The 9,277-nt window shown below is 73.9% G+C and carries 8 protein-coding genes; 4 read left to right on the forward strand and 4 right to left on the reverse strand.

Annotated elements, in window-relative coordinates; all coding sequences use genetic code 11:
- The first annotated feature begins 77 nt into the window (after positions 1 to 77).
- Entirely contained in the window at positions 78 to 905 is an 828-nt protein-coding gene (locus tag CCN42_RS30420; protein ID WP_169731556.1) for a methyltransferase, read from the forward strand.
- 288 nt (positions 906 to 1,193) lie between these two features.
- Positions 1,194 to 1,586: a DUF3040 domain-containing protein gene (locus tag CCN42_RS30425; protein WP_043506435.1), complete on the forward strand. Its 393-nt coding sequence runs from the start codon at positions 1,194 to 1,196 to the stop codon at positions 1,584 to 1,586.
- Positions 1,587 to 1,743: 157 nt separating this feature from the next.
- On the opposite strand, the gene CCN42_RS30430 is transcribed toward CCN42_RS30425, so the two are convergent.
- From CCN42_RS30430 to CCN42_RS30445, 4 genes are all read right to left on the reverse strand, one after another.
- On the reverse strand, positions 1,744 to 4,239 hold the full coding sequence (locus CCN42_RS30430; RefSeq protein ID WP_086740453.1) for a transglutaminase TgpA family protein: 2,496 nt from the start codon (positions 4,237 to 4,239) through the stop codon (positions 1,744 to 1,746).
- Positions 4,239 to 5,663, reverse strand: coding sequence for a DUF58 domain-containing protein (locus CCN42_RS30435; RefSeq protein WP_086740454.1), 1,425 nt, complete (start codon positions 5,661 to 5,663; stop codon positions 4,239 to 4,241). The genes CCN42_RS30430 and CCN42_RS30435 overlap by 1 nt, the downstream gene beginning before the upstream one ends.
- Positions 5,663 to 6,697, reverse strand: a complete 1,035-nt coding sequence (locus tag CCN42_RS30440) for an AAA family ATPase (RefSeq protein WP_086173483.1) — start codon at positions 6,695 to 6,697, stop codon at positions 5,663 to 5,665. Before CCN42_RS30440 ends, CCN42_RS30435 begins: the two co-directional genes overlap by 1 nt.
- A 236-nt stretch (positions 6,698 to 6,933) precedes the next feature.
- Positions 6,934 to 7,548 (reverse strand): beta-class carbonic anhydrase, encoded by a 615-nt coding sequence (locus tag CCN42_RS30445; RefSeq protein ID WP_086740456.1) that lies wholly within the window; start codon positions 7,546 to 7,548, stop codon positions 6,934 to 6,936.
- A gap of 367 nt (positions 7,549 to 7,915) precedes the next feature.
- Between CCN42_RS30445 and rsmH the strand changes: the two genes are divergently transcribed.
- Together rsmH and ftsL are read left to right on the forward strand one after the other, a co-directional pair.
- On the forward strand, positions 7,916 to 8,917 hold the full coding sequence (gene rsmH / locus CCN42_RS30450; RefSeq protein ID WP_086173481.1) for a 16S rRNA (cytosine(1402)-N(4))-methyltransferase RsmH: 1,002 nt from the start codon (positions 7,916 to 7,918) through the stop codon (positions 8,915 to 8,917).
- Between the two features lie 63 nt (positions 8,918 to 8,980).
- Positions 8,981 to 9,277, forward strand: a 297-nt coding sequence (gene ftsL / locus CCN42_RS30455; protein ID WP_086740458.1) for a cell division protein FtsL, incomplete at its 3' end; no start/stop codon positions are given.

Consider the following 9,277-nt stretch of genomic DNA (forward strand, 5'->3'; position numbering starts at 1 on the left):
CCCGTACCCCGGGGCCGGAAGGCGCCCCGTTCGCCCCGCCGTGCAACAGGCGGTGCCGTGCCGAGGAGTCACCTGCCGTGTCGGACCCGATGCGCCCGCCCGTCTCCCACCACCACCCTCAGACGGCGTCGCTGCGCTCCGGCCCCTCCCGCCCCCGCGCCTCCCTCCGTACCGCCGTCGTCTGGGACGTCCTCCAGGACGCCCTGGACCGCCGGGTCAAGGCCACGGGCCGGGAGTCCCTGGACGTCCTCGACACCGGAGGCGGCAGCGGCAACTTCGCGGTGCCCGTCGCCCGCCTCGGCCACCGGGTCACCGTCGTCGACCCCAGCCCCAACGCGCTGTTCGCCCTGGAGCGCCGCGCCGCCGAGGCCGGCGTCGCCGACCGGGTGCGCGGAGTGCAGGGCGACGCCCACGGCCTGTTCGACGTGGCCGAGCGCGGCGGCTACGACGCGGTGCTCTGCCACGGCGTCCTGGAGTACGTCGACGACCCGGCCGAGGGCGTCCGCAACGCCGTCGCCGCCCTGCGTCCCCAGGGTGTGCTCAGCCTGCTCGCCGCCGGTCTCGGCGGCGCCGTGCTCGCCCGGGCCCTCGCCGGCCACTTCACCGAGGCCAAGCAGGCCCTGGACGACCCGAACGGCCGCTGGGGCACGGGTGACCCCATGCCGCGCCGCTTCACCGCCGACCAGCTCACCGATCTGGTCGAGGGCGCGGGCCTGCGGGTCGGCGCCGTGCACGGGGTGCGGGTCTTCGCCGACCTGGTGCCGGGCGTGCTGGTGGACACCGAGCCCGGCGCCATGGACGCGCTGCTCAAGCTGGAGGCCGCGGCGGCCGAGCTGCCGGCCTTCCATGCCGTGGCCACACAGCTTCATGTGCTGGGTGAGACACCGGGGGAACCACGGGACTGACGGGTTCGGGCCGGCCTCGTGTGACGCGCCCTTGATCAGGGCATTGGTTGCGGATGGAGTACGCCACAGGCCCCCCGATCGGGCGGTTCCCGCCGTATGATCGAGGGAGACCGCCCGGCATGACGGGTCGGCGACTGGGGAATGCAAGCCTCAGCGGGCCGGGCCAGAGCATGACGGAATCCGGTTGGCCAATTGGCGCAGAGGGGCGGGTTTCACGGGGGCGATTCCCTGCCTATCCTGAAGGGACCCCCCGAGTCGCCCCGGCGACTGCACGATGAGGAGGACTCCGTGCCGCTCTCAGAGCACGAGCAGCGCATGCTCGAGCAGATGGAGCGAGCGCTGTACGCCGAAGATCCCAAGTTCGCGACAGCGCTTGAGGGAAGCGGGCTGCGTACGTACACCCGGCGACGGGTCTACCAGGCGGTCGCGGGCTTCCTCGTAGGTATCGCGCTCCTCATGGCCGGAATGGTCGCCAAGCAGGTCTGGCTCAGCGTGGTGGGTTTCCTCGTCATGCTGGGCTGTGCGGTGCTCGCCGTGACCGGCTGGCGCAAGGCCCCCCGACCGGGCGAGCAGCCCGCCGGCGGACCGCACGCCCGCCATCAGGGACGTCAGCGGCGCTCGATGATGGATCGCATCGAACAGCGCTGGCAGCGACGCCGCGACGAGCAGCAGGGGCACTGACCGCATCCCCGCTCCGCTCCTCTGACGCAGATCAGACGCAGACATGCATGAGGGGGCTGCCACCGGGCATGGTGGCAGCCCCCTCACGCATGTGCCCGCGCGCCAGGGCGGGCGCTCCCGTACGCGTGCACGGCACCGGGGCCCGCTCCCTGCGTCCTCAGCCCGTCTGCTGACCCGACGGCCTGCGCAGCAGCGCCGCCCAGCGTCCCGCCCAGCGCGCCCTGACGGCGGTCCAGCGGTCGGTCACGTCCCAGAGCGCCCGCCTGGCCGAGCGCGGCGCGAGCACGGCCCGCATCCGGGTGCGCCGGCCGGCCCGGGACCGCAGGGCCGTCCGGACCGTGCGCACCTCGGCGGCCAGCCCGGTCGCCGCCTGCGCCCGCGGCGCGAACAGCACCTGCTCGACCGACCCGGCGACCCGGTGCACCGCCCCGGCCGCGGCCTCGTCCAGCTGTCCGAGCCGCACGATCCGCGCGGCGGCCTTGCGGGGGGTGAGCGCGTCGTCCGGCAGGATGCCGTAGTCCCACGCGGTGTCCGTCAGCTCCCGCCAGACGGCGAGGGTGTGCCCGGCGGCCACCTCGGCCGCCCGCCGCTCCGCCTCACCCGGCAGCGCCTCCACCTCGATGCCGTCCGTCCGGCCCTCGCCCCGGTCCCTGCCCCGGGGAGTGGGCACGCGCGCCGCGCCCGACGGGGCGTGCAGGGGCGACGCCAGCCGCACCGACCGCCGTCGCAGCCGCCACAGCATGGGCAGCAGCAGCAACGCGACCGCCGCCACGCCCAGTGCCACCCAGGCCGCCGTCTGCCACCAGGGCCGGCCTTCGTCGTCCGTACCGCCCAGGTCCACCGGCAGGGCCGCGCCGCACTCCTGGAGCCGCTTCTGCTGGGCCGAGCAGCTGCTGCTCGCGGACGGCTCGGCCGACGGGGCCTCGGCGGTCGGCCGGGACTGCTCCGGCAGCTCCGGCAGGCTGCTGCCCGGGATCTCCGGCACGGTGTACGTCGGCGTGGTGCCGCGGTTGGGGGTCGGCTCGAAGCGGGTCCACCCCACGCCCTCGAAGTACAGCTCGGGCCAGGCGTGCGCGTCCCGCAGCCCCACCGACACCGTGCCGTCCGCCTGCGGGGTGCCGGGCGCGAAACCCACCGCCACCCGGGCCGGGATGCCGAGGGTGCGCGCCATCGACGCCATCGCGAAGGAGAAGTGGACGCAGAAGCCCTGCTTGTCCCGCAGGAACCGGGCGATCCCCTGGGAGCCGCTGCCGACGTCGACCTCGGTGTCGTACTCGAAGCCGCCGTTCAGCGCGAAGTACTCCTGGAGCCTCACCGCCTGCTCGTACGGGTTCGCCGCGCCGTCGGTGACCTCCCGGGCGGTCCGGGAGACCACGGACGGCAGCGAGTCGGGCACCTCGGTGAACTCCCGCCTGAGGGCGGGCGGAGGTGCCGGGGCGTCGGCGAGCTGCCGTGCGGTCGGCTGCACGTCCAGGCTGGTCACGGTGTACTGCACACCGCGCGTGTTCTGGCCGTGGTCGCCGACCAGGGTCATACCGAGCGGCTCGTAGCGCCAGTTGCCCTCGATGTCCACGCTGCTCGGCGGGTACGGCATCGGCAGCCAGTCCTGCGCGTACCCGTCCGACGCCGCGATCCGGGTGCGCACCTCGGCGCGCCGCACGTCCGGGCCGAGGCCCTGCGGGGTGGGGAACTCGTCCGGCACGCCGACGATGTCGCGGCGGGACGGCTTCCAGGTGGTGCCGTCGAAGTCGTCCAGGGAGACGATCCGCAGGTACAGGTTGGAGAGGTTGCTCGTCTCGGTGCGCAGCGAGAGGACCTGCCGGTCCTCGTCCACGTTGAGGCTGTCGCGCAGCGACACCAGCGGGTTGACCGCGGAGATCGTGCCGCCGCCTCCGGTGCCGGCGCCGACGCCGGTGCCGGCGCCGTCCAGCAGTCCGCCGTTCATCGCGGGCAGGGCCAGCGGCACGACCAGGGCGACGCCCAGCGCCACCGCGCCGATCCGCCGGCCGGTGCGCACCGGGGCCACCGCCCCGGGCTCGCCGCCCGGCGTGCGCGGCGTCCCGCCGAAGACCCGCCCCCACTGCGACAGCCGCTCCCGGCTCTCCGCGAGCAGCATGGTGAGGTAGCCGACCGCGGCGATCAGGAACCACAGCCAGTCGGCGGCGCCGTCGGACAGCCCCGCGGCGACCGAGTAGAGCGCGAGCAGCGGAAGCCCGGCCGGGGCGGCGTTGCGGAAGGTGACCGCGAGGGCGTCCACGGCCAGCCCGATCAGCAGCACACCGCCGATCAGCAGCAGCCGGATGCCGTCGGACAGCGGCGCCGGGATCGCGTACCGCGAGACGTCGTCGGTGCCCTGCTGGAGCAGGTCGGCGAACCGGCCGAACGCCTCCGGCCCGGGTATCAGCCCGGCCGGCGCCTGCTCACGGGCGAAGACCAGGGTGAGCAGCAGCAGCGTGACCACCGACTGCGCCGCCACGGTCAGCGGCCGGGCCAGCGGCACCCGGCGGGCGGCCGCGCCCACCGCCGTCTGGATCACCAGCAGGACGGCCGCCTGGAGGAACCAGGTGGCCGGATCGACCAGCGGCAGCAGCGCGCACGACGCCATCAGCGTGGCCGCCGCCGCGCAGATCGCCATCCGGGCCCGCCCGCTCATCACCGCGCCTCCCAGCCGCTCGCACCGGTGCCGGGCGACGTACCGCCGTCCGCTCGGATGCCGGTCGTCGTGCCGCCCGCCGTGACCACACCGCCCCGGTCCCGGTCGGCCTGGCGCCACATGTCGCTCAGCGTCGCCCCGCGCGGCACGCTCACGGCGGTCCAGCCGGCCTCACGCAGCATCCGCACCCGCTCCTCACTCCGGTCCACGGGTGCCGGCCCCTCGTGCGGTTCGCGCGCCCAGACCCCGCTGTCCAGCAGGAACGCGACGGCGGCCCCGCTGCGCCGGCGCATCCGGGCGGCCACCGCGGCCTGCTCCTCGTCGAGGTCGCCGAAGAAGGCGACCAGCAGTCCCTCGTTTCCGCCGCGCAGCACGTCGTAGGCCCGGGAGAGCCCGGTGCCGTCGGAGTGGCCGACCACCGCGAGCGTGTCCATCATCAGCCCGGCCGCGTCCGCCGACTCCTGGCTGGCGCCCGCGAACCCGTCGGCGCCCTCGCCGGGCACCGAGCTGCCGGTGTCGGTCAGCAGCCGCACCGAGAAGCCCCGTTCCAGCATGTGCACCAGGACCGACGCGGTGCCCGCGACGGCCCACTCGAACGCCGAGTCGGGGCCCGCGCCCCGGAAGGCGCCGCCGCGCGTGTCCAGCAGCACGGTGCAGCGGGAGCGCTGCGGCTGTTCCTCGCGCCGCACCATCAGCTCGCCGTACCGCGCGGTGGAGCGCCAGTGCACCCGGCGCAGGTCGTCGCCGTAGCGGTAACCGCGCGGGATGACGTCGTCCTCGCCGGCCAGCGCCAGCGTGCGCTGCCGCCCCTCGCCGTACCCTGTGGCCTCGCCGGTCAGCCGCACCGGCGGCAGCGCCTCCACGCGCGGGACGACGGTCAGGGTGTCGTGCGCCGAGAAGGACTGGGTCAGCTCGCACATGCCGAACGGGTCGGTCAGGCGCAGCTGGAGCGGGCCCAGCGGGTAGCGGCCGCGCAGGTCGGAGCGGACCCGGTAGGACACCTCGCGGCGTCCGCCGGCCTCCATCCGGTCCAGCACGAACCGGGGGCGCGGACCGAGCACGTAGGGCACCCGGTCCTGGAGCATCAGCAGCCCCGTGGGCAGCCGGGAGACGTTGTCGACGCGCAGGTGGACCCGGGCCTCGCCGGCGGCGGGCACGCGCGCGGGGGAGAGGCGGCGACTGCCCGCGACCCGGTAGCGGGTGCGGTGGAGCACGGTGGCGCACACCAGCGGCAGCACCGCGAGGAGCAGTCCGACCCGCAGCAGGTCGCTCTGCCCGAGGACGTACGCGCAGACGGCCGCCGCCACTCCGGCGGCCAGGAAGGAGCGCCCGCGGGTGGTCAGACCGGCGAGGGCGGTGCGCAGCCCGCCCCGCTCGCCCTCCGGCTGCCCGGGCCGGGCCTGGCGCACCGCCCCCGTGCTCATCAGAGCCTCCGGGGCGGCTGCTGGCCGTAGGCCGGGGCGCCGTGGCCCAGGCCGTAGGCGTTCTGCTGGGGAGCAGTGGGCACCGGGGTGTGCTGCAGGATCTCCTGCACGACCTGTTCCGACGTCCGTCGGTTCAGCTGGGCCTGCGCGGTGGGCAGCAGCCGGTGGGCGAGCACGGGCACGGCCAGGGCCTGCACGTCGTCCGGCAGCGCGTACTCCCGGCCGCTGAGGGCGGCGGACGCCTTGGCGGCGCGCAGCAGGTGCAGGGTGGCGCGCGGCGAGGCGCCCAGTCTGAGATCGGGGTGGACGCGGGTGGCGGCGACCAGGTCCACCGCGTACCGCCGGACGGTGTCGGCCACGTGGACGCCGCGCACGGCCTCGATCAGCTTCACGATCTCGTGGGCGTGGGCCACCGGCTGGAGGTCGTCCAGCGGGTTGACCCCGCCGTGCACGTCCAGCATCTGCAGTTCGGCCTCCGGGCTGGGATACCCGATGGAGACCCGCGCCATGAAGCGGTCGCGCTGGGCCTCGGGCAGCGGGTACGTGCCCTCCATCTCGACCGGGTTCTGGGTGGCCACCACCATGAACGGGCTGGGCAGCTCGTAGCTCTGCCCGTCGATGGTGACCTGGCGCTCCTCCATGGACTCCAGGAGCGCCGACTGGGTCTTCGGCGAGGCGCGGTTGATCTCGTCGCCGATCACGATCTGCGCGAAGATCGCGCCCGGCTTGAACTCGAAGTCCCGGCGCTGCTGGTCCCAGATGGACACGCCGGTGATGTCGGACGGCAGCAGGTCGGGCGTGAACTGGATGCGCCGCACCGAGCAGTCGATGGACCGCGCGAGCGTCTTGGCGAGCATCGTCTTGCCCACGCCCGGGACGTCCTCGATCAGCAGATGCCCCTCGGCGAGCAGCACGGTCAGCGAAAGCCGTACGACCTCGGGCTTGCCCTCGATCACGCCCTCCACCGAATCCCGCACGCGCTCGACCACGGCGGTCAGATCAGTGAGGCTCGCTCGATCGTCATAGGTCGTCACCCGGCCCTCCTCGGCCCCGTTCTCCAAGACCGACGCAACGGCTCGCGCGACCGGCCCACCCCGAAACACGGACAGCGCGCGGGAAAGGTTCCGCGCGACGCCACCACCGCATTCTTGTTGCCGTTACCGGTTCGTGTCACTCGCCTGTGGACAACTGCCAGCGATATGTCGGCTTTGATGCCTTTTGTGGCGTCGCGGGTGCGGATTGACAGCGAAACGACAGCGTCGGCGTGGGGTTACGCCGCCGCGTCGATCTCGCGCAGCAGGCCGGTCTTCACGTCGAAGACGAAACCGCGCACGTCGTCGGTGTGCAGCAGGAACGGCGAGGTGCGCACCCGCTGCATCGACTGCCGCACGTCCTGGTCGACGTCCCGGAAGGACTCCACCGCCCACGCCGGCCGCTGGCCGACCTCCTGCTCCAGCTCGGTGCGGAAGTCCTCGGTGAGGCTCTCCAGGCCGCAGCCGGTGTGGTGGATCAGGACGACGCTGCGGGTGCCGAGCTTGCGCTGGCTGATGGTCAGCGAGCGGATGACGTCGTCGGTGACGACACCGCCCGCGTTGCGGATGGTGTGGCAGTCGCCGAGCTGCAGGCCGAGCGCCGCGTGCAGGTCGAGGCGGGCGTCCATGCAGGCCACCACGGCGACCCGGAGCACCGGGCGGGCGTCCATGCCGGGGTCGGTGAAGGCTGCGGCGTAGCGCTCGTTGGCCTCGACGAGCCGGTCCGTGACGGTGCCTGCGCGAGTGGGGGCGTCCTGGGAGCCGGTGGAAACCGATGCAGAAGTCGTCATGACTATGACGTTACTGGTCACCCACGATCCGGTCGCGCTGTGAGACGGGGCAAAGAACGTCATTGGGTCGTTCTGTGAGGTACCCCACAAGCCTCCCGCGGACGAGTCCGTACGAGTGGTCCGCCGGCTCGAACACCGTCGCACGCGGTGCCGTCGCGACGCGCAGGCCGGTTGATTGACCGGGCGACAGGGTGGACTAAAGTGACGCGAAGCGGGAGGCGAGACGCGCTCTCCCTGCTGGACCGCATTCCCCCGGAGTCCCCGGCGACGTACCGGAGATCCCCCCACGTGCGCGGCGCGTACGTACGGCTCGGCCTCCACCCGCTCCGGCCGGCCGACGCCTCCGGCGCCGGCCCGGCCTCCCCTTCACGAGCGGGCGGGGACCCGGCGGTGCGTACCGCCCGCCGGACCTGAGAGGCCCCTCGATCAGATGGAGCGCGAAGCGCATTCGAACAAGGGTGGTGGTGGGCGACCGGAGGGACAGAGCCGACACGTCCCGGTGATGCTCGAGCGGTGCCTGGACCTGCTGGCTCCGGCTCTCCAGGCGCCGGGCGCGGTGGTCGTCGACTGCACCCTCGGCCTCGGCGGCCACAGCGAGGCCCTGCTCGACCGCTTCCCCGAGGCACGGCTCGTCGCCCTCGACCGGGACAAGGAGGCGCTGCGCCTGTCCGGCGAGCGGCTGGCCCCCCACGGCGAGCGCGCCACCCTCGTGCACGCGGTGTACGACGAGCTGCCCGACGTCCTGGACCGGCTCGGCATCCCGCGCGTCCAGGGTGTCCTGTTCGACCTCGGGGTCTCCTCCATGCAGCTCGACGAGGCCGACCGCGGCTTCGCCTATGCCCAGGACGCCCCGCTCGACATGCGCATGGACCAGACGACCGGCATCAGCGCCGCGGAGGTCCTCAACACCTACCCGGCCGGTGAGCTGGTGCGGATCCTGCGCGCGTACGGCGAGGAGAAGCAGGCCAAGCGGATCGTCGCAGCGATCGTGCGCGAGCGGGAGAAGGAGCCGTTCAGCAACAGCGCCCGCCTGGTGGAGCTGATCCGGGACGCGCTGCCGCAGGCCGCCAAGCGGACCGGCGGCAACCCGGCCAAGCGCACCTTCCAGGCGCTGCGGATCGAGGTCAACGGCGAGCTCTCGGTGCTGGAGCGGGCCGTTCCGGCGGCCGTGAAGGCACTCGCCGTGGGCGGGCGGATCGCCGTGCTGTCGTACCACTCGCTGGAGGACCGGCTGGTCAAGCAGGTCTTCGCGGCCGGCGCCGCGACCACCGCGCCGCCCGGACTGCCCGTCGTCCCCGAGCGCTACCAGCCGCGGCTCAAGCTGCTCACGCGCGGTGCCGAACTTCCCACCGAGGAAGAGATCGCCGAGAACCGCCGGGCCGCCCCTGCCCGGCTGCGCGGCGCCGAGCGCATCAGGGAGGACGTCGAGTGAGCCGGGCGGAGGGGCGGGCGCGCACAGGCGCGGGTCGGAAAACCGGACCCACCGGGAGGGCGAGTGAGTAGGAAACCCGAGCTGAGGGGCAGGGCGGCGCGGCTCGCGCGGCTCCTGCCCACCGCCCAGGGCCAGGCGGCCCGCACCCCCTTCGTCCTCCTCGTCGTCCTGCTCCTCGGCGGTGGCCTGATCGGTCTGCTGGTGCTGAACTCCGCGCTCAGCGAGGGCTCCTTCCAACTGGACGACCTCCAGCGCAAGACCAAGAACCTCACCGACGAGGAACAGGCCCTCCAGCGCGACATCGACGCCTACTCCGCCCCCGACGCCCTCCAGCGCCGCGCCCGCGAGCTGGGCATGGTC

Source organism: Streptomyces glaucescens (assembly GCF_002154375.1).
Classification (GTDB): Bacteria; Actinomycetota; Actinomycetes; order Streptomycetales; family Streptomycetaceae; genus Streptomyces; species Streptomyces glaucescens.

Coding starts and splice junctions, on each gene's coding strand:
- CCN42_RS30445 (WP_086740456.1), bottom strand. CDS start 7,548: ATGACGTTCTTTGCCCCGTCTCACAGCGCGACCGGATCGTGGGTGACC.
- CCN42_RS30435 (WP_086740454.1), bottom strand. CDS start 5,663: ATGAGCACGGGGGCGGTGCGCCAGGCCCGGCCCGGGCAGCCGGAGGGC.
- CCN42_RS30430 (WP_086740453.1), bottom strand. CDS start 4,239: ATGAGCGGGCGGGCCCGGATGGCGATCTGCGCGGCGGCGGCCACGCTG.
- rsmH (WP_086173481.1), top strand. CDS start 7,916: ATGGAGCGCGAAGCGCATTCGAACAAGGGTGGTGGTGGGCGACCGGAG.